Raw genomic sequence first — 25,885 nt, forward strand, 5'->3', positions numbered from 1 at the left:
GCCGGCGGTTCAGCCTCGGCGCGGGACCACCAGAACCTTGACCTCGCCGGGGGCCGGCGGATTGGCGATCACCGCTGGCGCTTCTTCAAGCGACACCTGCCTGGAGATCAGCCTGTCGATCTCTATCGCACCGGAAGCGATGAGTTCGGCGGCGCGGCGATGGGTGTAGGGATTGAGGAAGGAACCGAGCACCTTCAGTTCCCGGAACAGCAGGTCGAACGGCTCGAATTCAGCTTTCACGCCTTGCGGCGTCACGCCGACGATGACGACCGTGCCACCGGCGCGGGCCAGCCGCATCGACTGCTCGACGGTCTCTCGCACGCCCGCGCATTCGAACACCACGTCGGCTCCGCCCGGCGCCAGGCCGGCTGGCCCGGCGATGGCGTCGACGACATCGGCGGCAGTCGGATCGACCGTCGCTGTCGCGCCGAAATCCCTGGCGAGCGCGCGCCGCGAAGCTTGCCTGGTCGACAGAATGATGGTCGTGGCTCCCGCCAATCTTGCCAGCTGCACGGTGAGCAGGCCGATCACGCCGCCGCCAAGCACGACCACCGAGCTGCCCGGTTTGATCCCGGCAAGGTCGACGCCATGCAGGCAACAGCCGAGCGGCTCGCAGAAGGCACCGTGCATGGGATCGAGGCCCGCAGGCAGGACGAAAGCCTGCTTCTGCGGCAAGGCAAGATATTCGGCAAAGCCGCCGTCGCGATGAATGCCGATGGCGCGCAGATTGCTGCAGAGGTTGACCCGCCCGGCATGACAATGCGCGCAACGCCCGCAGGCGATGTTGGGATCGCCGGTGACGCGGTCGCCGACGGCAAAGCCGGAGACGGATTTTCCGACCGCCTCGACGATGCCGGAGAATTCATGGCCGGGCGTCACCGGCGGCGTGCACGGAAACTCGCCGTGAAACAGATGCCGATCCGTGCCGCAGACGCCGCAGGCTTCGATGCGCACCAGTAGCTCATCCGCACCGATGTCAGGCATGTCGACGTCGCGCAGCGTGATGCCGCCCACTGCTTCCAGCCGCACCGCTTTCATGGTTTTGACCATGCCGGTTCAGTTGAAGCTTGGCGGTTGCGACAGGTCAGGCTGTGGCGCTGCCGGCTTTGCCGGTGTCGGATCGCCGAAACTGGGCGGTTGCGAAAGGTCGGGAGCTGCCGGCGCCGTGCCGCCACCAGCGGGCGCCGCTCCATCCGCCGGCGGCGTGCCGAGCGGCGACAGGCCGGGCACCTCCGGTACCTTGTAGTCGATGGTGCCCGGATCGACGGTCGTTCCCTTGTAGTGCATCACCATTTGCGGGAAGGCGATGGTCAAGCCGATCATGATCACCTGGATGCAGACAAAGGGCACCGCGCCCCAATAGATCTGTCCGGTGGTCACCGGCGCGATTTGTTTGCCGGTGAGACGATCGAGATAGGGCACGCGCGCGGCCACCGAACGCAGGTAGAACAGCGCGAAGCCGAAGGGCGGGTGCATGAAGCTGGTCTGCATGTTGACGCCCAGGAGCACGCCGAACCAGATCAGGTCGATGCCGAGCTTGTCGGCGGCGGGCGCCAGCAGTGGTACGATGATGAACGCCAATTCGAAGAAGTCGAGGAAGAAGGCGAGGAAGAAGACGAGCATGTTGACGCCGATCAGGAAGCCGACCTCGCCGCCCGGCAGCGACGTCAAAAGGTGCTCGACCCAGATATGGCCGTTGACGCCGTAAAAGGTCAGTGAGAACACCCGTGCGCCGATCAGGATGAACAGCACGAAGGACGACAGCCTTGTCGTCGAGGCCAGCGCCTGCTTGACGACGTCAAGCGACAAGCGCCCCTTGGCCGCCGCCATGAACAAGGCGCCGACCGAGCCCATGGCGCCGCCTTCGGTCGGCGTGGCGATGCCCAGGAAGATGGTGCCCAGCACCAGAAAGATCAGCGCCAGTGGCGGGATCAGCACGATGATCACCTGCTGCGCGAGCCTGGACATCATGTTGAAGTTCAGGCGTTTGTCGGCAATGGCGACGATGTAGATGAACAGCACTCCGGCCGTCGCGCCGAGAATGTCGGCATTGTCGCCATGCGCCGGCGCCAGATAACGATACGCCGCGTAGGAAACCGCTGATGTGACCAGCAAAGCCACCAGCAGCGACATCACGCCATGGCCGAGTGTACGAGCCTCGAGCGGCAGCGCCGGCATCGAGTTCGGCCGGATGATCGACATGATCAGGATGTAGGACATATAGAGGCCGGTGAGCACGAGGCCCGGGATCAACGCGCCCGCGTACATATCGCCGACCGAGCGGCCGAGCTGGTCGGCAAGCACGATCAGCACCAGCGACGGCGGGATGATCTGGGCAAGCGTGCCGGAGGCAGCGATGACACCGGATGCGAGCCGGCGGTCATAGCCATAGCGCAGCATGATCGGCAGCGAGATCAGGCCCATGGCGATGACGGAAGCCGCCACCACGCCGGTGGTCGCCGCCAAGAGCGCGCCGACGAAGATCACCGCATAGGCGAGGCCGCCTCGGATGGGCCCGAACAGCTGGCCGATCGTGTCGAGCAGGTCTTCGGCCATACCCGACCGCTCGAGCACGATGCCCATGAAGGTAAAGAACGGGATGGCCAGCAGCGTGTCGTTCGACATCACCCGGCTGCCGTAGAAATTATCCGGCAATGCGTGCAGGAGCGGCCAGGCGAGGTTGATCGATCCTCCGGAATAGGGGGATAGCAGCACGCCGATGAAGAAGAACATCAAGCCGTTGGCGGCCAGCGAAAAGGCGACGGGGTAGCCGATCAGCAGGAAGATGATCAGCGAGGCGAACATGATCGGCGCCATGTTCTGCGCGATGAACTCCATCACGAGCGCACCTCGTCGGCCAGCGCCTTGGCTTCGAGTTCGGCCTGCTCATGCACCGATATGAAGGGATTGGGGTCGTCCATGTCTCCGCGCATGATGGCGATCTTCTTGATGATTTCGGAGATGCCCTGCAGCGCGAGCAGGAAAAAACCGATGAGCAGGATGGCCTTGGCCGGCCAGATGATCAGCCCGCCGGAATTGTTGGACATCTCGCCGCTGCGAAACGACAGCGACACATAGGGCACGAAATAGATCACCATCAGCGTCACGAACGGCATCAGGAAGAAGAGATGCCCGAGCAGGTCGATCCAGTGCTGTACGCGGCGTGAAAACAGGCCGTAGACGATGTCGATGCGGATATGTTCGTTCTGCTTCAGCGTATAGGCGGCGGCTAACATGAAGGCGGCGCCGAACAGGTACCATTGCAGCTCGAGCCAGGCGTTCGAGGATATGTCGAACACCTTGCGGATAATGGCGTTGGCGGCGCTCACCAGGATCGCCAGCAGGATCAGCCACGATATCCATTTGCCGATGAATTCGTTGGCGCGATCAATAGTCCTGGATAGAGCAAGAAGCCCTGCCATGCATTTCCTCCCTTGTACCGGAGGCGTGCCGGCTCCCCCCTTTTTTGTCCGTCACGCCGCGTGGTCCAACGGTATGCCGCGCGTGGACTGACGGGTCAACAAGCATAGAGGCAGCAAATATCATCGCATGGCAGACAGTGCCCGATACCGGCGATCTGCCCTCGCGTCATGCAACCAAAGTCTGACCTTTTCAGGCGATTTTGCCGGTGTCGCGGCCGGCGCCGATCAGGATCAGCGTCGTGACCAGGAACAGATACATCCACGCGTCGCGCCATTCGACCGGGAAATAGCCGGCCCACAGCGATTCGGCCATGCCGAAGGCGGCCGCGCCGAGTGCTGCGCGCGGTGGCGAGAGATAGCCGCCGACCGCCGTCACGAATAGGATTTTCAGCCCGTAGACGAGGCCTGAGCCGAAGCTGACATTGCCGTAATAGAGCCCGGCCATCACACCGGCCAGCGCGGCGCAGAAGCCGCCGAACAGCACCGCGTGCCGGAACACCGCGCGTACGTCGACGCCGCACATCGCGGCTGCCTTGGGGTCGTCGGAGACGGCACGCCAGCGCCGGCCGAAGCTCGACCGGGCAAACGCCCAGCTGGCCAGCACGATTGCCGTCAGCACCACCGCACAGTCGATGAGCTGGATGAGCGTCAGCGTCGCCTTGAAGGTCGCGCCCTGCGCGAAAACGATAGGCTGCGCCAGCATCGGCGGGAGCCACAGATCATGCGTGTCGGCGGCGATGCGGCTCGCTTCGGACAGCAGCAACAGGATGCCGAGCGTCGTCACCACGATCGCATTTGGCGTGCGGTCGGCCAAAGGTTCGAAGACACTGCGCGACAGCACGTGGCTGATCAGCGCGGCATAAAGGAAAGCCGCCACGACGCCGAGCGCCACCGCCGCCAGCAGCGTCAGCCACAGCATCTGATAGCCGAAGGCCGCGGTCAGGATCATCGTCTGGCCGCAAAAGGCGAACAATGCGCCATAGGCGAGATTGGTGCGGTGCAGGATGCCGTTGGTCAGCACATAACCAAAGGCGAGCAGCGCATAAAGCGCGCCCGAATGCAGCCCGTTCAGCACCTGCTGGAAGAAATAGAGCATGCAAAACCTCGAAGCATGCCGCCCAAAAGTGCGAAGCGGTTCTGGCCAACGACATGCTCAAAAGGCTGCGGAGATCACCGCATCCCGGAGTGAGGGTGCATCGCTAAATCTAACTTGTCAAATGCGATTTATCGGTTAGATTCTAGGCATGACGGTATCCTGGACCCCGCACCGCTTCACCGGCGGCTTGCTTGCGCTCGACACGGCGAACACCGTCGTGCTGCGCGGCGATCCGGAGCGGACGTTCGATCGCTTCGACGACCCGGCCGAGATTGCCCGCTTCGCCGATGCGGCGAGCCGCTTTCGCGCCGCCGAACTTGGCGAAAGGCCGCTGGCGGTATCCTCGGCGGTGGCGATCGCGCCCGTCGTGCTGTCGATCCGCGAGGCGACGGACCGGCTGTTTCGTGATGCGGCGTCGAAGGGCGCGGTTGCCACCACTGATCTGCCCGGATTCCTGAGAGCCTGCGGCGATGGCCTTGCCGGCAGCCGGACCGAGATCGGTGCGCCGGGGAGGCCCTTCGGTGATCCCCTGACTCCGATCGCCTTCGAGGCGGCACTGGCGGTTTCGGCGCTGTCCCTTCTGCGCGACGACACCGTCGCGAGGCTCAGGATCTGTCCCAACTGCACCTGGCTGTTCGTCGACAGAAGCCGCAATTCCAGCCGCCTTTGGTGCGACATGGCGGTGTGCGGCAACAGGCAGAAGGCAAGCCGTCACTATCGTCGCCGTCGCATGGCGGAAAATGAGGTCAAGAATGCGTAGCGGCCTTTCCCATTCGATCCTTGTCGGCGCGGCACTCATCGCGGCCGTTGCGCTCGGCGCCTGCCGCGATACCGGCAATGACGAAGGCAAGCTGTTCGAGATTTCCGGCAAGATATTCGTCTTCAACTACCGCCTTGCCAGGGCGACCTATGTCGTGACCCTGCGGCCGCTGAAGCCGATGGGAGAGGGCCAGGTCGCGGTCGCCAGCTTCCAGGATCCCGCCGGCGGCGTGCCTCTGGTGGTCGAGCAGAAGGTCTGGCCGAAGCTCGACAAGGTGACGCTGGAGAGCCCGGCACTGACCTGCGTCGTCAAGAACAAGCCCTATGCGATTGCCATCAGCATCAAGGGCGCCGACGGCGCGGTCCTGCAGAAGATCGATACCACGCTGATGTCGACGGAAGACCAGTCGATCCTGCCCGACCGGCCGCTGGTCATCGATCAGCTCTACACCGCCAACCCCGATCTCGTCGGCCATCCCGACGGCAAGCTGCCGGGCGAACCGAAGCCGGATTGCTCGAAGGGCGGCTGACGCGTCGCGGCCATCCGGGCCGCAGCTGAAATTTTCGTGCGCCGGGCAATGTCCGCGGATCGTTTCATACCCTATTCAGGATGGCCGCGGACTGTTCGTTGCGCGTTGCCTGGCATCTGCGATTTTGTTTGACCTGCCTTGCAAGGGGAGAAAGGATGCGTCATCCGACCCCGACGTTGGCTGCCTGCCCCGCGTGGCCTCCGCAGAGGAAATGCCTGATGACGCTGCACGACGTCGCGCTCGACGACAAGTTCGATCTCGCAAAGGAGCGCATCTTCCTGTCCGGCGCGCAGGCGGTCATCCGCATGCTGCTGATGCAGCGCGAGCGCGATCGCCGCGCCGGCTTGAACACGGCCGGCTTCGTCTCCGGCTATCGCGGTTCGCCGCTCGGCGGCCTCGACATGCAGCTGTGGAAGGCGAAGAAACAGCTCGCCCAGGCTGACATCGTCTTCCAGCCGGGTCTCAACGAGGAGCTTGCCGCCACCGCTTGCTGGGGCGCGCAGCAGACGGAACTGCTGGGCGAGGGCACCCATGACGGTATCTTTTCGGTCTGGTACGGCAAGGGGCCGGGCGTTGACCGCTCAGGCGACGTGTTCCGCCATGCCAACCTCGCCGGCTCGTCGAAGCATGGCGGTGTGCTCGCCTTGATGGGCGACGACCATATGGCCGAATCCTCGACCAACGCGCATGCCACCGAATTCCTGTTCGTCGACACGATGGTGCCGATCCTCAATCCCGCCGGTGTCCAGGAGATCATCGATTACGGGCTCTACGGCTTTGCCATGTCGCGCTTTGCCGGTACCTGGGCGGCGATCAAATGTGTCAAGGACAACATCGAATCGACCGCCTCGGTCGATGCCTCGCTCGAGCGGCTGAACATTGTGGTGCCGGACTTCGACATGCCGCCTGGCGGTCTCAACATCCGCCACGAGATCGACATGCTCGGCCAGGAGGAGCGGCTGCATGAGCACAAGCGCGCCGCGGCCTCCGCCTTCATCCTTGCCAACGGGCTGAACCGCATCGTCTATTCGGGCGGCCGCAACCCGAAGATCGGCATCATCACGCTCGGCAAGAGCTACCTCGATGTCCGCCAGGCGCTGGACGACATCGGCATCGACGAGGCGGCCGCCAACCGCATCGGGGTGCGGCTGTTCAAGGTAGGCTGCCCTTGGCCGCTCGACCTACATCACATCGCCGATTTCGCCCAAGGCCTCGACACCATTGTCGTCGTCGAGGAGAAGCGCTCGCTGATCGAGGTGCAGTTGCGCGAAAGCCTTTATGGCACTGCCACCCAACCAGTCATTATCGGCAAGAAGGACGAGCGCGGCGACTGGCTGTTTCCGGCCAAGGGCGCGCTCGATCCCAACGAGATCGCCATCGCGCTTGGCGAGAGGATCGTCAGGACCATCGGCCCGTCCGAAGAGATTTCGGCGCGGGTGGCAAAACTGCGCCAGTTCCAGGCAATGCTCACCGAGGCCACCGACATCGGCTCGCGCACGCCGTTCTTTTGCTCCGGTTGCCCGCACAATTCGTCCACCAAGGTGCCGGACGGCTCTATCGCCGCGGCCGGCATCGGTTGTCACTTCATGGCGCTGTGGATGGACCGCAACACCGTCGGCTTCACGGCCATGGGCGGCGAGGGCGCGCAATGGGTCGGCCAGGCGCCGTTCTCCAAGCGCGAGCACATCTTCCAGAATCTTGGCGACGGCACCTACAACCATTCCGGTACGCTGGCGATCCGCTTCGCGCTGTCGAGCGACGCCAACATCACCTACAAGATCCTCTACAACGACGCCGTCGCCATGACCGGCGGCCAGCCGCACGAAGGCGGCCTGACCGTCGACATGATCGCCAGGCAGGTGCGCGCCGAAGGCGTCGACCGCATCGCCATCGTCACCGATGAGCCCGGCAAATATGCCGGCAAGGCCGAATTCCCGGCCGGCGCCACCATCCATCACCGCGACGACCTCGATCTCGTCCAGCGCGAGCTGCGCGAGGTCAAGGGCGTTTCGGTGCTGCTCTACGACCAGACCTGCGCCGCCGAAAAGCGCCGTCGCCGCAAGCGCGGCACCTTCCCCGATCCCGACAAGCGGGTCTTCATCAACGAACTGGTCTGCGAAGGCTGCGGCGATTGCGGCGTGCAGTCGAACTGCGTCTCGATCCAGCCGGTCGAGACCGAATTTGGCCGCAAGCGCAAGATCGACCAGTCGAGCTGCAACAAGGATTTCTCCTGCGTCAACGGCTTCTGCCCGTCCTTCGTCACCGTGCACGGCGCTAAGATCCGCAAGGCCGAGGGCCTTGCCAGCAAGGCCGATCCGCTGGAAGGCGTGCCCGTGCCGGCGCAATTCCCGCTTGGCGAGCAGGGCTGGGCGGCGATCATCGATGGCGTCGGCGGCACCGGCGTCGTCACCGTCGGTGCGGTGCTTGGCATGGCGGCGCATCTCGAGGACAAGGGCTGCGGCATGATCGACATGGCCGGCCTCGCCCAGAAGGGTGGCTCGGTGTTCACGCATGTCCGCATCGCCCGCACCCCGGACGACATCCATGCCATCCGCGTTTCGGCCGGCAAGGCCGATCTGGTGCTTGGCTGCGATCTCGTCGTGTCGGGCGCCAAGAAGGTGCTGACCGCTGTGCGCGAGGGCCACACCATCTTCGTCGCCAACACCGCCGAGATCATGCCCGGCGAATTCGCCCGCTCGGCCGATTTTTCGTTGCCGACAGAGCGGCTGAAAAAGGCGATCCGCGCGGCAGCGGGCGACGACAAGGCGCATTTCTTCGACGCCACCCGCACCGCCACGGCACTTTTCGGCAATTCGCTCGGCGCCAACATGTTCATGCTCGGCTTTGCCTTCCAGCACGGCGGCCTGCCATTGTCGGCCGAGGCCGTCGAAAAGGCGATCGAGCTCAACGGCGAAGCCGTGGCGATGAACATCGCCGCTTTCCGCTGGGGACGTCGTGCTGCCTATCAGCCGGATTTCGTGCGCCGGCTCGTTGCCCAGCCGGGTCCGGCCGTGGCTGGAAAGGCCGACCAGGCCACGGATATCGCCGAGACGCTGGACGACATCATTGCCCGCCGCGTCGCCTTCCTAACCGCCTATCAGAATACGGCCTACGGCAAGCGTTATGCCGAAAAGCTGGCCGTTTTGCGCGCCGCCGAAGCGAAGGCCGTGCCGGGTTCGACTGCGGTGGCGCAGGCAGCCGCCAGGAACCTGTTCAAGCTGATGGCGATCAAGGACGAATACGAGGTGGCGCGTCTTTACACGGACGGCTCTTTCGTCGCCGAACTTGGAAAACAGTTCCAGAGCTATGAAAAGCTCGAATTCCACCTCGCTCCGCCGATCATGGGCCGTCGTGGCAATGACGGCAGCCCGAGGAAATCAAGCTTCGGTCCGTGGATGATGAAGGGCTTTCGGGTTCTGGCGGCGATGAAGGGCCTGCGCGGCACCGCCTTCGACCTGTTCGGCTACACCGCCGAACGGCGCATGGAGCGGCAGCTGCTGGCGCGGTACGAGGCGGATCTGGAGCTCATCGCCGGATCGCTGGCCCCGGCCAGGGTCGATGCGGCGGCTGCATTGGCTTCGGTGCCTGCCCTCATTCGCGGCTACGGCCACGTCCGTCGAGCCAGCGCCGACAAGGCTTCGAGCGAACGCCAAAGGCTGCTCGAACGCCTGTCGAGTACGCCGGCGCGGCCCGAACTTCAGGCCGCCGAATGATCGATACGCCTTGTTTACCTGAACGACAGTTTCCTTGCTTTCCGTTACGTCACTCGGCTTGACGGCAGGAGCGCGGGGGTCTCTCTAAATCTTTCTTAAGGCGGATGTGGCACTGCTTGGCTCCCCAGGGTTGGGATTCAGGCGTTGAATCTGAGAAAAAAGAACGAGATTCCGGTCGACGTCTACATTCCGTTCGTGGAAACCCTGTTTCGCGACGGGCTGACGCTTTCGATCGGCATTCTCGCGCAGACTTTCCTGATCGGCCTTGTCTGGTGGAAGAACGGCGATCCGCGGTATTTGCTGGTCGCCATCTCGATGGTTCTCGTCGGTGTGTTCCGCATGAGAAACTTTCGAAAATACAACAGCATGCCTTCGCCGACGACCTGGGAAGAAGCGCACAAGCGTGAGAATGACTACATTCTCTATGGCTCCCTGCATGGCTTGACGCTTGGCGCCTTCTGCCTGCTCGGCATCTATTTCGCGCGCGACGGTTTCGCCGAAATCGCCTCCGTTTGCCTGACGCTTGCGACGGCGACCTCCATCGCCGGCCGCAACTACGGCTCGCCACGCATGGTCACCATCCTGACCATTGCCTTGACCTGGCCGATCTCGCTGGGCTTCCTGCTGCGCGGCGACATCTACCATGTCCTCCTCGGGCTCCTGTCGGCGCCGTTCCTGTTCGCCATCCGGAAATTCGCCAACACCGTACGCGATGTGCTTTTTGCGGCCGTCTCGGAAGAAAAGAAGGCCAACCGCATCGCCCAGCGCTTCAACCGGGCGCTCAACACCATGTCGCACGGCCTTGTCATGCTCGGCCCGGACGGCCGCGTCGCGGTGGCCAATGCCGAGGCCGCGCATCTGATGTCGCTCAAGTCGCCCGATGCGCTGCTCGGCCGGTCGATCCATGGTCTGTTGATGCGCGGTGTCGCCGGCGGCATGCTGGCGCCCAAGGATTGCCGCTACATCGAGGCCCAGCTGACGCGTGCCCTGCGCGAGGGCCGCGACCGCAAGGTGCTGGTTTCCCTCGCCAACGGCCAGCATTATGAGTTCTCGGCTCGCGAAGGCAGCCAGGAACTGGGCGTCATCACCTTCGAGGACGTCACCGCCCGTGTCGAGGCGGAAGACAAGATCCGCTTCATGGCACGTTACGACAACCTCACCGGCCTGCCCAACCGCGCCTATTTCCATGAACTGGTCGGCGAGGCCATGGTATCAGGCGATCGCGATCGTCTCTGCGGCCTGGCGGTGCTCGACCTCGACGATTTCAAGAGCGTCAACGACACGCTTGGTCATCCGATCGGCGACGGCTTGATCTATGCCGTTGCCGAGCGGCTTGCCGCCATTGCCAGGCAAGATATCACGGTCAGCCGTTTCGGTGGCGACGAGTTCATGATCTTCTTCGACCGCGTCGAGGATGAGAGCCATCTGACAAGCCAGCTCGACGAGATTTTCGCCGGCTTGCAAGGGGAAGTCGACGTCGCCGGTCACGGGCTGCGCATCCAGGCCAGCGGCGGCGCGGTACTGTCGCGGGTCAAGGATACCGATGTCGACGCCATGATCGTCAAGGCGGACCTGGCGCTCTACAAGGCCAAGGAGCTCGGCAAGAACAGCTGGCGGCTGTTCGAAGCCTCGATGGATGCCGCTTTCCGCAACCGTCAGCTGATGAAGGCGGATCTGCGCACAGCCGTGGAAAGCAAGAGCCTGCGGGTGGTCTATCAGCCGATCGTGGCGATGAGCACCATGCGCATCGCCAGCTGCGAGGCGCTGTGCCGGTGGGATCATCCCGATCTCGGGCCGATCTCGCCCAGCATCTTCATTCCACTGGCCGAGGAAATGGGCATCATTTCCGAGATCAGCACCTTCGTGCTGCAGGCAGCCTGCGCCGAATGCGCCAAATGGCCCGACCAGACCAGCGTCTCGGTCAATCTCTCCGCCAAGGATTTCCGCAGCCGCGATGTCATCCAGAAGGTTCACGATGCGTTGGCCGGCACCGGCCTCGCCGCCAGCCGGCTCGAGATCGAGGTCACCGAAACGGCGCTGCTCGACGACAAGTCGCTGACGCGCCAGTATATCGAGGAGCTGAAGCAACTTGGCGTGCGCATCGCGCTCGACGATTTCGGCACCGGCTATTCGAGCCTGAGCTACCTGCACAAGCTGCCGCTCGACAAGATCAAGATCGACCGCTCGTTCCTGATGGACGTTACCCAGAATCCCCGTTCGCTCGAGCTGCTCAAGGGCATCGTCAACCTTTCGCGGCCGCTGGGGCTTTCGGTGACCGTCGAAGGGGTCGAGACCTTCGAGCAGCTCAAGATCCTGGCGCTGCAGGTCAAGCCTGATCTTGTCCAGGGGTTCCTGTTCGGTTCGGCGCTCAGCGCTTCCGGCATCGAGACGATGTCGAACACCGTATGGCCCTTCGCCAAGGATATCAGGACCGCCAAAAAGGCGGTACGTCGCTGATTTGCGGCGTATGGCGCATGGTGCCCAGGCACTGAGAGCCCATCCCTGTTTCCTTCAAGAGGCTCGAGGTTTCCTGCACGTCGCGGGCCATGCCAAAATTTCCGCCGCTTCCCGTCATGTCCGAGATATGCTCTTTCCCCGTCGCGACGCAGAAAATCAAGAAAAGCACTATTTTAGTCTTATTTTAGCAATCGTTAACCTTAACGACTGGTAAACGGGCTGCTTCCCATTTTCATCTTTTACATCCCAGGACCCTGTCGTAGTGTCGGATCGCGGCGGCAACGTACGGGGATTGAGTTGATGATTGTGCAGTTGAGTTCGCTTCGTCCCGTGACGGGCGAGGACGGCAAGGACGCCGCCGACACCATGTCCAGCTTCGCCCGCAACGTCTCGGCGATGCTTGAGCGGACAGAGTACCGCCGCTGCGACAAGGGCGAAGATCTCGAGGACATCTACCGCCTGCGCTACAAGTCATATCGCTCGAACGATATGGTTCCCGACAACGAAAACCATACCATTCACGATGAGCTCGACGAGGCACCGAATGTCTACCGCTTCGGGGTCTATATCGACCAGGAACTCGTCAGCACGCTGCGTATCCATCACGTCACCTTGGCGACGCCGATGTCGCCTTCCACCAAGGCCTTTGGCGACATCGTCATGCCGATGCTTCGTGACGGGCTGAGCTTCATCTGCCCCAGCCGTTTTGCGTCCGATCCCGAATGGTCGCGCGTCTACCCGCAGATTCCTTACCTGACCCTGCGGCTGGCCGGCATGGCGTGCTTCCATTTCAACGCGCCCTACTGCCTGTCGACCATTCGTGAGGATCACGCCGGCTTCTACAAGCGTATCTACTACTCGGAGAAGATCAGCGAGTCGCGCGCCTATCCGGGCGTTTTCAACAAGGTCGTGCTCTACCGCGCCGACGTCAACGCCATCCGCGAGCGGTCCTTCTCACGGTTCCCGTTCTTCCGCTCGACGCCAATGGAACAGCGCATGCTGTTCGATACGCCGCATGTCGGAGAACTCGCGCCGCTGACCATCCTGCCCACGGCAAAGTACTATCACGAAGCCGCCTGATACGGCAGGATTCACACGATTTTGCAGGGCCGACAGGGAGCCTTTTGGCGACTTCGGCGTTCTGGGTGCGGCCACGAGCAGCGCTCCGGGTCGATCCTGAAGTTTTTGAGGGAACCTGCCATGACCATTTCCACACTTGCGCTAACCCCGCTCATCTCGCTGATCGCCGGTGTGCTGATCCTGGTCATGCCAAGGCTGTTGAACTACATCGTCGCGCTCTATCTGATCGTCGTCGGGTTGCTCGGGCTATTTCCGCATCTAGCCGGCTGAGGCGCCGGCTTAGGCCACGCAAGCGTCCGCCTTCGGAGCATCTTTCCGCATCAAGCGCCGGAATCCAGCGATCGGACTCCGTCGCGCGTCGGCAGCCGGCTTCAACCTTTCTTTGAGGCAGTTGTCGGTAGTTGTGCGGCAATAGCGCCATTGCTCTCGGCCCGGCTTTTCGCTATGTGCCTGAAAGATGTCTTCGAAGGGGTATTCCTATGGCTGATCACTCGCCGACCGGTCCTGTCGAACTGGGCGCGAAGATGGACTATGCCGAGCATGACCGCACCTATGCGGGCTTCCTCGCGCTGGCCAAGTACGGCTCGCTGTTTTGCGGCGCCCTGCTCGTGGCGATGGCCTTCGGCTTCTTCGCGGGCGGCTTCTTCTCGGCGACCATCTTGTTCGTGCTGGTTCTGGCCGTCGGCGCCTTTATCCTCCGATAGATTTTTCCGACACCTTGTCCACGGCGCCGCCGCGAGGCCGGCCGGCGTCTTGCGGGAAATAGCTTCCGGCCGAAAGGATCATGCGGTGGGACAGACGGTTTTCATCCCTCGTGAACTCGATGCCAACGAGCCGCGCGTCGCGGCCTCGCCCGATACGGTGAAACGGCTGGCGGCGTTGGGCTTCGACGTCGTCGTCGAGGCCGGTGCCGGTCTGAATTCGCGCATCGTCGATGCCGACTATGCGAGCGCCGGCGCTGCCATCGGCAAGGGTTCCGATGCCGCGAAGGCCGATGTGGTGCTGAAGGTGCGTCGGCCCGGCGATGCCGAGCTGAAGAGCTACAAACCCGGTACAGCGGTCATTGCCATCATGGATCCCTATGGCAATGATGCCGCTGTGGCAGCCCTGGCCAAGGCTGGCGTCACCGCTTTCTCGATGGAATTCATGCCACGCATCACCCGGGCGCAGTCGATGGACGTCTTGTCCTCGCAGGCCAATCTTGCCGGCTACCAGGCGGTGATCGACGGGGCTTCTGAATATGACCGCGCCTTGCCGATGATGATGACGGCGGCGGGCACGGTGCCGGCAGCAAAGGTCTTCATCATGGGCGTCGGCGTTGCCGGCCTGCAGGCGATCGCCACCGCGCGCCGGCTTGGTGCGGTCGTCACCGCCACCGACGTTCGCCCCGCCGCCAAGGAACAGGTCGCCTCGCTCGGCGCAAAGTTCCTTGCGGTCGAGGACGAGGAATTCAAGGCGGCCGAAACGGCCGGCGGCTACGCCAAGGAAATGTCGAAGGAATATCAGGCCAAGCAGGCGGCACTCACATCAGAGCACATCGCCAAGCAGGATATCGTCATCACCACCGCGCTTATTCCCGGCCGGCCGGCGCCCAAGCTGGTATCGGCGGCGATGGTCGCTTCGATGAAGCCGGGCTCGGTTCTCGTCGATCTGGCGGTCGAGCGCGGCGGCAATGTCGAGGGCGCTGTACCGGGCCAGGTGGTGACAACGGCCAATGGGGTAAAAATCGTCGGCCACCTCAATGTGCCCGGCCGCATCGCGGCGTCAGCCTCGCTGCTTTATGCCAGAAACCTGTTTGCCTTCCTGGAAACGCTGGTCGACAAGACGACCAAGACGCTTGCCATCAACCGCGACGACGATCTGGTCAAGGCGACGATGCTGACCGATGGCGGCAAGGTGGTTCATCCGGCTTTCGTGAAAGCCGATCAGCAGCCGCCAAAGGGCCAATATGTTGAGCCTGCCGCGATCCCGGCCAAGACCATGGTCGCCGACGCTTCGCCCAAGAAAGCCGCGCCCAAGAAGGCGGCCGCCTCCAAGTCGCCCTCGTCGAAGCCGAAAGGGATCGCGTGATGGACCAGACCCTGCAGAAAGCCCTGGACCAGCTCGACCAGGCTTCCGCCGCCGTCCGGCTGGCGGTGCAAAACATGGCGACCGCGCCTGGTGGTGCAGACGCTGCGGGTGATGCTGCGCATGCGCTCTCCGGGGGCGCCATCGATCCCTTCGTCTTCCGCTTCGCCATCTTCGTCCTGGCGATCTTCGTCGGCTACTACGTCGTCTGGTCGGTGACCCCCGCACTGCACACGCCGCTGATGGCCGTCACCAACGCCATCTCCTCGGTCATCGTCGTCGGCGCGCTGCTTGCCGTCGGCATCGCCGCCTCCGGCATTGCCGCGGGCTTCGGCTTCGTCGCGCTGATGCTGGTGTCGGTCAACATCTTCGGCGGCTTCCTCGTCACCCAGCGCATGCTGGCCATGTACAAGAAGAAGGACAAGTAGAGCGCCATGAACGCCAACTTCGCGTCCTTCCTCTATCTCGTCTCCGGCGTTCTGTTCATCATGGCGCTGCGCGGCCTGTCGCATCCGACCACCAGTCGCCAGGGCAATCTCTATGGCATGATCGGCATGGGCATCGCCATCGCCACCACGCTGGCGCTGGCAACCCCGTCAGCGGGCCGCTTCGGCCTCATCGTGCTCGGCCTTGCCATTGGCGGCGGCGTCGGCGCCGTCACCGCGCGGCGCATCGCCATGACCTCGATGCCGCAACTGGTCGCCGCCTTCCACTCGCTGGTCGGCCTCGCCGCCGTCATGGTGGCGGCCGCCGCCATCTATGCGCCGGAAAGTTTTGGCATCGGCACGGATGGTGACATCCACGCCCAGGCGCTGATCGAGATGAGCCTTGGCGTCGCCATCGGCGCCATCACCTTCACCGGCTCGGTCATCGCCTTCCTCAAGCTCGATGGCCGCATGTCGGGCAAGCCGATCATGATCGGCGGACGCCACTTCATCAACGCGGCACTTGCCATCGCGCTCGTCGTGCTGATCGTGCTGCTGGTCACCACGGAATCGAAGCTGGTCTTCTGGCTGATCGTTGCCGCCTCGCTGGTGCTCGGCATCCTGCTGATCATCCCGATCGGTGGCGCCGACATGCCGGTCGTCGTCTCGATGCTCAACTCCTATTCGGGCTGGGCAGCTGCGGCCCTCGGCTTCACGCTCGGCAATCTGGCGCTGATCATCACCGGTGCGCTGGTCGGCTCATCCGGCGCGATCCTGTCCTACATCATGTGCAAGGGCATGAACCGAAGCTTCATCTCCGTCATTCTCGGCGGCTTCGGCGGCGAGACGGCAGCTCAGGCCGACGACGGCATCGAACGCACGGTCAAGCAGGGCTCGGCCGACGACGCCGCCTATCTGATGATGAACGCCCAGAAAGTCATCATCGTGCCGGGCTACGGCATGGCGGTTGCCCAGGCGCAGCACGCGCTGCGCGAAATGGCCGACAAGCTCAAGGCCAATGGCGTCGACGTGAAGTACGCCATTCACCCGGTCGCCGGCCGCATGCCCGGCCACATGAACGTGCTGCTCGCCGAAGCCAATGTGCCCTACGACGAAGTGTTCGAACTCGAGGACATCAACTCCGAGTTCGCGCAGGCCGATGTCGCCTATGTCATCGGTGCCAACGACGTCACCAATCCGTCCGCGCGGGACGACAAGAGCAGCCCTATCTACGGCATGCCGATCCTCGACGTCGACAAGGCCCGCACCTGCCTGTTCGTCAAGCGCTCGCTTGGTTCCGGCTATGCCGGCATCGACAACACGCTGTTCTACAAGGACAGCACCATGATGCTGCTCGGCGACGCCAAGAAGATGACCGAAGAGATCGTCAAGGCGATGGATCACTGATCGGCGATCGGCACTGAGACAAGCCAGGATGCGCCCGGCCTCGTGCCGGGCTTTTTCTTGGCGTGTCGGCTGTTCGGGGCTACGATGACGAATTCCTGTCCCACCGACGGGATTGTCGTCAACGGAGACGTTGGTGCCCGACCCCATCATCGCACCGCCGCCCGTCGGAAAACCGCCGCGCAAGCCTGGCCAGGCGGTGGTGATCGTGCATGGCATGGGCGAACAGCGGCCGATGGATACGCTGCGCGGCTTTGTCAGCGCCGTCTGGAGCCATGACCCCAGTCGCGCGCCGTTTTATGCCCATGTCGCCGATCCGGCCGACCCCGCCGGCGCGAAGATCAACCAGAGCTGGATCACACCCGACAGCCGGACCAATTCATACGAACTTCGCCGGATCACCACGCCTTACGATGTCGATGGCCGCCGCACCGATTTCTACGAGCTCTACTGGGCCGACATCACGCAGGGCACGACGCGGGGCCGACTTGCCGCCTGGGTGACAAACCTGCTGTGGCGCAAGCCCGCCGACATACCACCCGACGCCCGAAAGCTCTATCTGGTCACGCTTCTGGCCGTCATCATCGTTCTGGTCGCGGCTCTCGCGCTTGCGACGTCGGTTTGGCAGCAGCAAATTTCGTGGACCGTCGGCGCGCTCGTCACCATCCTGGCCTCGTTCGTCATCTGGTCAGTGGATCGTTTTGGCCTTCCCTATTTCGGCGATGTCGCGGCCTATGTGCGCGCTGAAGCTGCAACCGTCGAGAAGCGGGCTCTGATCCGCAGCCGTGGTCTGAAGCTGCTGAAGTGTCTGATGATGGACGATACCTACGATCGCATCGTGCTGGTCTCGCACAGCCTCGGGTCGATGATCGCCTATGACCTGCTGCAGATCTTGTGGGCCGATTTCAGGCCCCGAAAACTGGAGGCCATCCGCGACAAGGCGAAACTGAAGGCGATCCACGCCATCGACAAGGCGACGCTCGTCGCCGGCTCGGCATGGCCCGGCAGCCTGGACGATCTTGCCGGCTTCAGGCGCCATCAGTGGGAACTCTATCGCCAACTGCGCACCAAGGACGACAACCATGGGCCTTGGAAGATCAGCGATTTCGTCACGCTTGGCAGCCCGCTGACCCACAGCGAATTTCTGGTGACGCACAATCTCGCCGAATTCAGACGCGGCATCGCCGAGCGTCTGTTCTCGGCATGTCCGCCGGTCGCCGAGGGAGCGGCGGCCGGTGGCACATTGCTTTATCAGGAAGGGCGCAACCGTTCTTCGGGCAAGCCGCAGCGCGCGGTGCATCATGGCGCGGTGTTTGCTGCGACGCGCTGGACCAATATCTTCGACCGCGGCAACGGTTGGCTGACGGGGGATCCGATCTCCGGGCCGATGGCGGAGAATTTCGGCCCGGGCGTGGAGAACATCCAGGTCGAGCTACGCGGTTGCCTCGGCCGTGTCTTCACCCACACGCTGTACTGGTCGTTGACGGCGACCGGTGTCGAGGTCGGCGATCGGCCGCGCTCGCATCTAGCCGTGCTGCGCGACGCGGTCGACCTCGGTCGCAAACTGGAGCCGAGCCAAGCCGAAGCACCGACGATTCCTCCCCGAAAATAGGAACGGACTTCAGCGAACGGGGTCGAGGCAACGCTGTGCGACAATTCAAAGCAAAGCCACTCCGGGCGGGCCGGAGTGGCTTTGTTGCAAGTGCAGTTCAGCGGTTGGCGATAAAAACCGCTTCCTCATCGTCGCGCTGCCTGCCTCCGAGGGCCGCGGCGGCACTGGCGATAAAGGCGCCGATGGCCAGCGAGAGCGCACCAAGCAGGGCAAACGTCGCACTGGCCTTCCTGGCGGTGTCGGCGGCCTGCTGCGCCTTGACTTTGGCGTCCTGAGCCTTGGCGAGGACGGCATCCACCCGGGTCCTGGCGTCTGCTTCAGAAAGCCCTGTGCGGACGGCGACCAGCTGCGACAGATACGTTTTGTCGTCTGCGGAAACCTCGCCTGCCGCTGCACCGGCGATCAGGATGCGCGAAGCCTGACCGACCGCAGCCGCATCGCTGTCCGGATTGGCGGCAGCCAGCCTGCCCGGATCAGCCGGACGGAACAGCGAATCCACCAGGTAGGAGGTCGCATTGTCTGCCGATGTGCTGTCGGCATTGGCCGAAGCTCCCGCCGATGCGCCCATGGCCGCGCCAGACGCGATGGTGGACACCGCCTGCACGCCTGAGCCTATCGCAGCGGAAAGCGCGGAGCCAAGCACGCCGACGACGAGCAACGTGGCCAGCGCCCAGGCAAGAAAGCCGTGTGCGGTGTCCCGGAAATAGACTTCATCGGTGTGGATGCCGACCCATTTGGTGCGCAGGCGTCCGGCAAGATAGCCGCCGACGCCGGAGGACAGCCATTGCACGATGACAAGCCAGATCGCGGTGGACGCCGCGAAAGTGGTCACAGATGCGCCCGATCCCGACCATGGCGACACCATGCTCAATCCCAGCCCCGAACCGAGCAGCATGAGGATGAGGGTCAATGTCGAGGCCGCGAACGCTCCGGCGATGATCGGTCCCCAGCTGACGGCGGTGGAGGAGGACTCGGTTGAGGCGGAAACATCGACCGCCGACAGGGTGGACTGCATGGAAGCCCCCTATCGTACGAACAGCATGATCAGAATGATGATCGGAATCGGAATGCCGAGCAACCAGAGCAAAATGCCACGTCCCATGGAGGCCTCCTGTTAGAATATTGTGAATCGATGTTGTCACAATGTTCCAAGGGAACTTCCGTTCCGGCGCGTTGTAAAATGATTTTCTTGCCGCCAGCGGAACATTGGCGCGCCGCAGCGCGCCAATTCAGATTTGATGTCCAGATCAGATGTCCAGATTGGCGACCGACAGCGCGTTGTCCTGGATGAACTCGCGCCTGGGTTCGACCTCATCGCCCATCAGCCGCGAAAACAGCGAATCCGCATCGGTCGCGTCATTGACCTTGACTTGCAGCAGCGAGCGCACGTTCGGATCGAGCGTGGTTTCCCACAGCTGTTCGGCGTTCATCTCGCCGAGACCCTTGTAGCGTTGCATCGTCAGGCCCTTGCGGCCGGTCGCAAAGACCGCGTTGAGCATCGCCAGCGGCCCCGAGATGGTTTCGGAGACATCTTTGCGGCGCAGCACCGGCGGCGACCCGTAGACCTCGCTGAGGCGCTGTGCGTAGCGGTCGAGCTGGCGTGCGTCGGCCGAATTGATCAGCGCCAGGTCGAGATGCGCGTATTCCTTGACGCTGCGCACCGTGCGCTCGAACACATAGCCGCCGACGCCTTCATTCGAGGTCGACATGCGGCCGGTCCAGCCGCGCTCGGTGTCCTCGGCGATGATGTCGAGGCGTTTTGCAATCCGCTCCGCCATGTCGTTGGCGCGGCCGAGATCGGTGAACACGTCCGGGTTGAGCCCGCCGGCGATCGCCGCCTGCTCGACGACGCCTCTGTTGTAGCGCGTGTGCAGGCCGTTGATCAGCTGGCGCACCGCCAGCGCGTCGTCGATGGCTCCGCGCAGGTCCTGTCCGATGCGAACCTCGCCCGAGCCGAGGGTAAGCGATGCTTCCTCCAGTCCCGAGCCGATCAGGAACTCCTCGAACGCGCTCTCGTCCTTGATGTATTGCGAGCTCTTGCCGCGCGTCACTTTGTAGAGCGGCGGCTGGGCGATGTAGAGATGGCCGCGCTCGATCAGCTCCGGCATCTGCCGGAAAAAGAAGGTCAGCAGCAAGGTTCTGATATGGGCGCCGTCGACATCGGCGTCGGTCATCAGGATGATCTTGTGGTAGCGCAGCTTGTCGGCGTTGAACTCGTCCTTGCCGATCGAGGTCCCGAGCGCCGTGATCAACGTGCCGATCATGTCGGAGCCGAGCATGCGGTCGAAGCGGGCCCGCTCGACATTGAGGATCTTGCCGCGCAGCGGAAGAATGGCCTGATTCTGGCGCGAACGGCCGCCCTTGGCCGAGCCGCCGGCGGAGTCACCCTCGACGATGAAGATTTCGGACTTCGCCGGGTCGCGTTCCTGGCAGTCGGCCAGTTTGCCGGGCAGGGAAGTGACGCCGAGCGAGCTCTTGCGGGTGATATCGCGCGCCTTGCGCGCCGCTTCACGCGCCGCCGCGGCCTGGATCACTTTGTCGACGACCACCTTGCCTTCGCTCGGATGTTCTTCAAGCCAGGTGCCGAGCGCTTCGTTGACCAGGCCTTCGACGACAGGACGGACCTCCGACGAGACCAGCTTGTCCTTGGTCTGCGAGGAGAATTTCGGATCTGGAACCTTGACTGAAAGCACCGCCGTCAGGCCTTCGCGGCAATCGTCGCCGATCAGCGAGACCTTTTCCTTCTTGGTCAGGCCCGACGATTCGCCATAGCCGGTGATCTGGCGCGTCAGCGCGCCGCGAAAGCCGGCCAGATGCGTGCCGCCATCGCGCTGCGGGATGTTGTTGGTGAAGGCCAGCACGTTCTCGTGGTAGCTGTCGTTCCACCACATCGCCACTTCGACGGTGATCCCGTCGCGCTCGGCCTTGATGGCGATCGGCTTGTCGATCAGCGGTTTCTTGACCCGGTCGAGATATTTGACGAATTCTTCGAGGCCTCCATCATAGTGCAGTTCATGGCGCACGACATCGGCGTGACGGGCATCGGTCAAAATGATGCGCACGCCGGAATTGAGGAAGGCAAGCTCGCGCAGCCGGTGTTCCAGCGTGCCGAAGTCGAACTCGACCATGGTGAAGGTCTCAGACGACGGGAAGAAGGTGATCTGGCTGCCGCTGCGGCCCTCATAGGTGCCCGGCTGCTTGTCCTGCTCATAGCTGCCGGTCGCCTTCAGCGGTGCGTCGGCATTGCCATGCGTGAAACTCATCTCGAAGATCTGGCCGTTGCGGCGGATTTTCAGCTTCAGCCACGCCGACAGCGCGTTGACCACCGACACGCCGACGCCATGCAGGCCGCCCGAGACCTTGTAGGAATTCTGGTCGAACTTGCCGCCGGCATGCAGCTGCGTCATGATCACTTCGGCCGCCGAAATGCCTTCTCCGGTGTGGATATCGGTCGGAATTCCGCGGCCATTGTCGATCACGGTGACCGAACCGTCGGGGTTTAGCGTCACGGTGACGAGGTCGGCGTGACCGGCCAGCGCCTCGTCGATGGCGTTGTCGACCACTTCATAGACCATGTGATGCAGGCCCGAACCGTCGTCGGTATCGCCGATATACATTCCGGGGCGTTTGCGGACAGCATCCAACCCCTTCAAAACCTTGATGGAATCGGCGCCGTATTCGGCTTCAGCGCCGTTGTTGTTGTCGATCTGATCGCTCATGAAAACCTGTTGTCTGGATGCCGCTTGCACGGCGCGAAAAACCCGCTCCGAATCGCGCCTCTGATATGCACTAGATATAGGCGCAAAAGGCGGTTTTTCCAAGGTTTGCAGGCATTTCACGGGGAATGAGCCGGCTGTCCATGACAGCCTCCCGTCAGGCCCTATTTCACTTTGGCCAGCCGGTCCTTGAGAAACTTGATCATGAACTTATATCGCGGCGCCAGCCGCCCGCTGCGGTCGAGCTCCAGCGTCATGTCGAGCGCCTGGGAAAGCACCGTCTTGGGGTTCTTGGCGACCTGAGCGTAGTCGATCATGGCCACCACCAGGTCGCGCTGCCAGGTGGCGTTGTTTGGGTCGGACCGGGCGAGCTGCTGGCGGATGTCGAGACTGTCCTGGAAAGCCTGCCGCGCGCCTTTGACGTCGCGCTGCTTGGCCTTGAGCATGCCGATCTCGGACAGCGTGATCGACAGGTCGCGTTGCCAGTCGGCATTGGCAGGGTCGAGCTTGGCCAGTCGGTCGGCGATAGCGAAACTGTCTGTATAGGCCTTGAGTGCTCCGGCGCGGTCGCCCTGAATCGCCAGAATGCCCGCTACTTTTTCCAAGCTGACCGAGAGGTCGCGTTGCCAGTCGGCGTTGGCAGGGTCACTGGCCGCCAGCATGCGGGCTATCGAGAGGGCTTGCCTGTAGGCGGCGAGGGCTGCCGGCCAGTCCTCTTGATCGCTCAGCGCATTGCCGATCTTTGCGTTGCCGACCGACAGGTCGCGCTTCAGCTCACTGTTGTCGGGGTCGCGGCCCACCAATTGTTCGACGATCGCATGGCCCGCTTTATAGGACGCGAGTGCGCCCGCCGCATCGCCGCGCTCGCGCTTGAGGTCGCCGATCGTATCATGGCTGACGGAGACATCGCGTTGCCGCTCGGCGTCCCGCGGCTTCTTCTCGGCCAGCGCCAATCGGACCTTCAGGCTCTCCTCGTAGGCCATCTGGGCGTTGTCAAGTCGCCCCATGACCCGGGCAAGGCCGCCGATCTCGTCATAGGTGATGGTCAGGTCGCGCTGCAGCTCGGCGCGCTCCGGTTCGTTATCGGCAAGCTGCTTCTTGATCGACAGGCTTTCCTGGTAGACTTGCGCGGCGCCGGCCAGATCGCCTTGCGTCACCAGCACGTTGCCGATCTTGTCGTCGGCCATGGCGAAGTCCCCGAACCATGGCAGGCGATCAGGCTCGGCCTTGGTCAAATCCCGCAGCATGGTTCTGGCGGTCTGATAGTTTTCCAGCGCTTCCGGCAGGTCCCCTTGCGCCAGCTTGACGTTGCCGAGCTTGATGTGGCTGACGGCAAAATCGCGCTTGACGCTCGTGTCGGTTTCCAGGGCCGAACGCAGCTCGAGATTGGATACCAGCGCTGCAAAGGCGCGGCCTGCCGCGTCGGTGTTGCCGACAAGGGTGTAGAGCTTGCCGAGTTCGTCCAGCGTGCGGATCTGGCGGTCGGCCTGGTCCAGGGTCAGATCGGTCTGCCCGGCCTCGCGGTAAAGAGCCAGGACCGATTCATAATCGTTGATGGCCGTGGCGTAGTCGAGGTCGGCGCGCGCCGCACCGCCGGACAGGAAACGCGTCGCCGCCTCGGACAGCGTGCGGCCGACGAAATTGGCCTTCAAGGCGTTGCGCGAAACATTGTCGATGTCGGCGGCCTTTGCGAGGATGGCGCGAGCCCCATCGAAGGCGCCGAGCGAAAGCTGCTCCTCGGCCTGCCGGCGCAGCTCCGTCACCTGCGGATCATCGGAGGCCAGCGTCCTCATTTCGCCGCGCACCTTGACGAAGGCGTCCGCCGCCTCGCGCAACCGGGCATTCAGGCTGTCCGCCGAAAGGTGGCTGGCGTCGGAACTGATCAGCACGCCGTAGAGAGGCGCCAGCGGCATGTCGGCATCGCTGGCAACCTGCTCGACCTCACCGCGCATTTCCGGCGTTACGTCGGCCATGGCAAGCAGCAGGCGCTCGCGCTCCGGCAATTGTTCCTTGGCGGCCGCGGCAAAGAACAGCTTCGGCAGGCCGCTCTCGACGTAAGGCAGCTGTTTGCCCCGCGACAAATCGTAGACCTCCTGCTGCACCAGCGTCAGCACCGAGCGGATTTCGAGCCCGCTGGTGCCGAGATATTTGGTCAGCGCCGTGGTGAATGGCGAGTTCTGGCCGGTTCCGTCGGCCGCCGTCTCGCCGGGTGCTGCCGAGAAAGCGAACAGGATGTTTTCGGCGCGGCCAGTCCGACCAAGCCCCGGCCGGACATTTTCCACGACATCCTTGACCAGCGACGTCGCGCCGCGCCCGTCACCCACCGTGCCCGAAAACGGATCGCTCCGGCAGGCGTCGAGCATGATCAGGCCGACCTTGGCAGTGGCGGCCACGCTGTCGCGCACCTCCTCTAGCGGCAGGCTGGTCTTCTCCAGCGCATCAAGCGAGGAGGCGTCGGCATCGACCGGCAGCAGCCGGTTGTCGCCCGAGATTTCGACACCGTGGCCGGAGAAATAGACCAGCGCCACGTCGGCGCCTTTGGCATCCTGGCGAAAATCGTCGAGCGCGCGGCGCATGCGCCTGAGGTCGCGATTGGTTTCGAGGACGACCTCGAAGCCGAGCTTCTTCAGCGCCGCTGCCATCGCCTCGCCGTCATGGACCGGATTGGCAAGCGGCCGGATCAGGCGGTAGTCGTCGTCGGCGATGATCAAGGCCACGCGCCGCTCGGCCACCGCATTGGCGGTGGTCATGAGCATCAGCAGCAAGGCAAAAAGCAAACGCAAGTCGAACCGCCCCCCGGCTTGTCCATTTGCGCAAACATTCCACCTCTTTATGCCATGAGCAAGCCGGGCTTTTTGCGGAAGACCAGCGTTTTCAGGCAGCCCGCATAGGCTTCAAAGCCTCGCTCCAGCGCAACAGCTCGTCGAGCATGGTTTTGGCTCCGCCCTGCACCTGTTCGCCGGCGTTGAAAGCGCCGTTCTCGTCGAGCAGTTTCTGATACATCGGCAGGGCGACGCCTTCCGAGATCGGCATGACACCCACCGAGGTCAGCAGCGGCTTCAGCGCTTGCGCCGCGCGTAGGCCGCCGGAGACGCCGCCATAGCTGAAAATGGCGGCAGGCTTGTACTTCCATTCACGCGAGAGATAATCGATCGCGTTGACGATCGCCGGCGCCACGAAATAATTGTATTCCGGCGCCACGAAGACGAAGGCATCGGCGGCATCGATCGCTTTCGACCAGGCCTTGGTATGGTCGTTCTGGTAATTGCCGAGTCTTGGATGGTGCGGTTCGTCCAGCACCGGAAGCTTGAAGTGTCGATGTCGGTCAGTACCGGCTCGAATTTTCCATGCTCGCGCGCGAACGTCTCCAGCCACTTGGCAAAAACCGGCCCTGCGCGGCCTGGCCGCGTGCTGCCGATGATGATGTTCAACTGGTGCTTCAAGCTGGGCTCCTGCGATAGCGGTATCCATTGGTGACTGCCACCTAGGGCATGCCGCTCGGGGCAACAAGAAGGCACCTCACGGTAACCGGTCACGTTCCGGAGAGCAGGGCCTTGCCGTACGGTCACATGGACGCCTGCTTTGCGGCCCACTACATTGGGTC

18 protein-coding genes and 1 pseudogene are annotated in these 25,885 nt (G+C 63.3%); 11 read left to right on the forward strand and 8 right to left on the reverse strand.

The annotated features are described in order from the left end of the window. Positions 1-9: 9 nt before the first annotated feature. The 4 genes from EOA19_RS04210 to EOA19_RS04225 form a co-directional block, all read right to left on the reverse strand. A complete protein-coding gene (locus EOA19_RS04210) occupies positions 10-1,038 on the reverse strand; it encodes a zinc-dependent alcohol dehydrogenase family protein (protein WP_164892838.1) in 1,029 nt (342 codons plus the stop codon). 18 nt (positions 1,039-1,056) lie between these two features. Beyond that, the gene (locus EOA19_RS04215) at positions 1,057-2,838 is read right to left on the reverse strand and encodes a TRAP transporter large permease subunit (protein ID WP_128302891.1); all 1,782 of its coding nucleotides are present in this window, start codon (positions 2,836-2,838) and stop codon (positions 1,057-1,059) included. Next, complete coding sequence (locus EOA19_RS04220) at positions 2,838-3,422, reverse strand: TRAP transporter small permease subunit (protein ID WP_127412900.1); 585 nt, start codon at positions 3,420-3,422, stop codon at positions 2,838-2,840. Before EOA19_RS04220 ends, EOA19_RS04215 begins: the two co-directional genes overlap by 1 nt. A gap of 190 nt (positions 3,423-3,612) precedes the next feature. Next, complete coding sequence (locus EOA19_RS04225; protein WP_128302789.1) at positions 3,613-4,518, reverse strand: branched-chain amino acid ABC transporter permease; 906 nt, start codon at positions 4,516-4,518, stop codon at positions 3,613-3,615. A gap of 148 nt (positions 4,519-4,666) precedes the next feature. Here EOA19_RS04225 and EOA19_RS04230 point away from each other — a divergent pair, with 148 nt between their 5' ends. The 11 genes from EOA19_RS04230 (at position 4,667) to EOA19_RS04280 (ending at position 18,565) form a co-directional block, all read left to right on the forward strand. Beyond that, positions 4,667-5,278 (forward strand): CGNR zinc finger domain-containing protein, encoded by a 612-nt coding sequence (locus EOA19_RS04230; RefSeq protein WP_128302790.1) that lies wholly within the window; start codon positions 4,667-4,669, stop codon positions 5,276-5,278. Further along, positions 5,271-5,807 carry a hypothetical protein gene (locus EOA19_RS35170; protein WP_206638000.1) on the forward strand — a complete coding sequence of 179 codons (537 nt, stop codon included), beginning with the start codon at positions 5,271-5,273 and terminating at the stop codon, positions 5,805-5,807. Before EOA19_RS04230 ends, EOA19_RS35170 begins: the two co-directional genes overlap by 8 nt. Positions 5,808-6,025: 218 nt before the next feature. Then, positions 6,026-9,520, forward strand: a complete 3,495-nt coding sequence (locus EOA19_RS04240; protein ID WP_128302791.1) for an indolepyruvate ferredoxin oxidoreductase family protein — start codon at positions 6,026-6,028, stop codon at positions 9,518-9,520. Positions 9,521-9,664: 144 nt separating this feature from the next. Continuing rightward, positions 9,665-11,977, forward strand: a complete 2,313-nt coding sequence (locus tag EOA19_RS04245; protein ID WP_128302792.1) for an EAL domain-containing protein — start codon at positions 9,665-9,667, stop codon at positions 11,975-11,977. Between the two features lie 300 nt (positions 11,978-12,277). Next, positions 12,278-13,057: a hypothetical protein gene (locus EOA19_RS04250; protein ID WP_013528206.1), complete on the forward strand. Its 780-nt coding sequence runs from the start codon at positions 12,278-12,280 to the stop codon at positions 13,055-13,057. Between the two features lie 120 nt (positions 13,058-13,177). Continuing rightward, on the forward strand, positions 13,178-13,327 hold the full coding sequence (locus EOA19_RS04255; protein ID WP_013528205.1) for a DUF3096 domain-containing protein: 150 nt from the start codon (positions 13,178-13,180) through the stop codon (positions 13,325-13,327). Between the two features lie 209 nt (positions 13,328-13,536). Beyond that, complete coding sequence (locus tag EOA19_RS04260) at positions 13,537-13,761, forward strand: aa3-type cytochrome c oxidase subunit IV (protein ID WP_128302793.1); 225 nt, start codon at positions 13,537-13,539, stop codon at positions 13,759-13,761. An 85-nt stretch (positions 13,762-13,846) separates the two neighbouring features. Next, a complete protein-coding gene (locus tag EOA19_RS04265) occupies positions 13,847-15,127 on the forward strand; it encodes a Re/Si-specific NAD(P)(+) transhydrogenase subunit alpha (protein WP_128302794.1) in 1,281 nt (426 codons plus the stop codon). Continuing rightward, the gene (locus tag EOA19_RS04270) at positions 15,124-15,552 is read left to right on the forward strand and encodes a proton-translocating transhydrogenase family protein (RefSeq protein ID WP_023813594.1); all 429 of its coding nucleotides are present in this window, start codon (positions 15,124-15,126) and stop codon (positions 15,550-15,552) included. Before EOA19_RS04265 ends, EOA19_RS04270 begins: the two co-directional genes overlap by 4 nt. 6 nt (positions 15,553-15,558) lie before the next feature. Beyond that, positions 15,559-16,956 carry an NAD(P)(+) transhydrogenase (Re/Si-specific) subunit beta gene (locus tag EOA19_RS04275; RefSeq protein WP_128302795.1) on the forward strand — a complete coding sequence of 466 codons (1,398 nt, stop codon included), beginning with the start codon at positions 15,559-15,561 and terminating at the stop codon, positions 16,954-16,956. 133 nt (positions 16,957-17,089) lie between these two features. Next, positions 17,090-18,565: a hypothetical protein gene (locus tag EOA19_RS04280; protein ID WP_128302796.1), complete on the forward strand. Its 1,476-nt coding sequence runs from the start codon at positions 17,090-17,092 to the stop codon at positions 18,563-18,565. Positions 18,566-18,662: 97 nt separating this feature from the next. Here EOA19_RS04280 and EOA19_RS04285 read toward each other — a convergent pair whose 3' ends face one another. From EOA19_RS04285 to EOA19_RS04300, 4 genes and pseudogenes are all read right to left on the reverse strand, one after another. Beyond that, positions 18,663-19,580 carry a hypothetical protein gene (locus tag EOA19_RS04285; protein ID WP_023811499.1) on the reverse strand — a complete coding sequence of 306 codons (918 nt, stop codon included), beginning with the start codon at positions 19,578-19,580 and terminating at the stop codon, positions 18,663-18,665. 232 nt (positions 19,581-19,812) lie between these two features. Then, complete coding sequence (gene gyrB, locus EOA19_RS04290; RefSeq protein WP_128302797.1) at positions 19,813-22,284, reverse strand: DNA topoisomerase (ATP-hydrolyzing) subunit B; 2,472 nt, start codon at positions 22,282-22,284, stop codon at positions 19,813-19,815. A 161-nt stretch (positions 22,285-22,445) separates the two neighbouring features. Further along, positions 22,446-25,064: a caspase family protein gene (locus EOA19_RS04295; protein WP_128302798.1), complete on the reverse strand. Its 2,619-nt coding sequence runs from the start codon at positions 25,062-25,064 to the stop codon at positions 22,446-22,448. 91 nt (positions 25,065-25,155) lie between these two features. Next, positions 25,156-25,724: pseudogene (locus tag EOA19_RS04300) on the reverse strand (NADPH-dependent FMN reductase). Positions 25,725-25,885 lie beyond the last annotated feature (161 nt).

Origin of the sequence: Mesorhizobium sp. M7A.F.Ca.US.010.02.1.1, from assembly GCF_004023085.1 — a bacterium.
Taxonomy (GTDB): domain Bacteria; phylum Pseudomonadota; class Alphaproteobacteria; order Rhizobiales; family Rhizobiaceae; genus Mesorhizobium.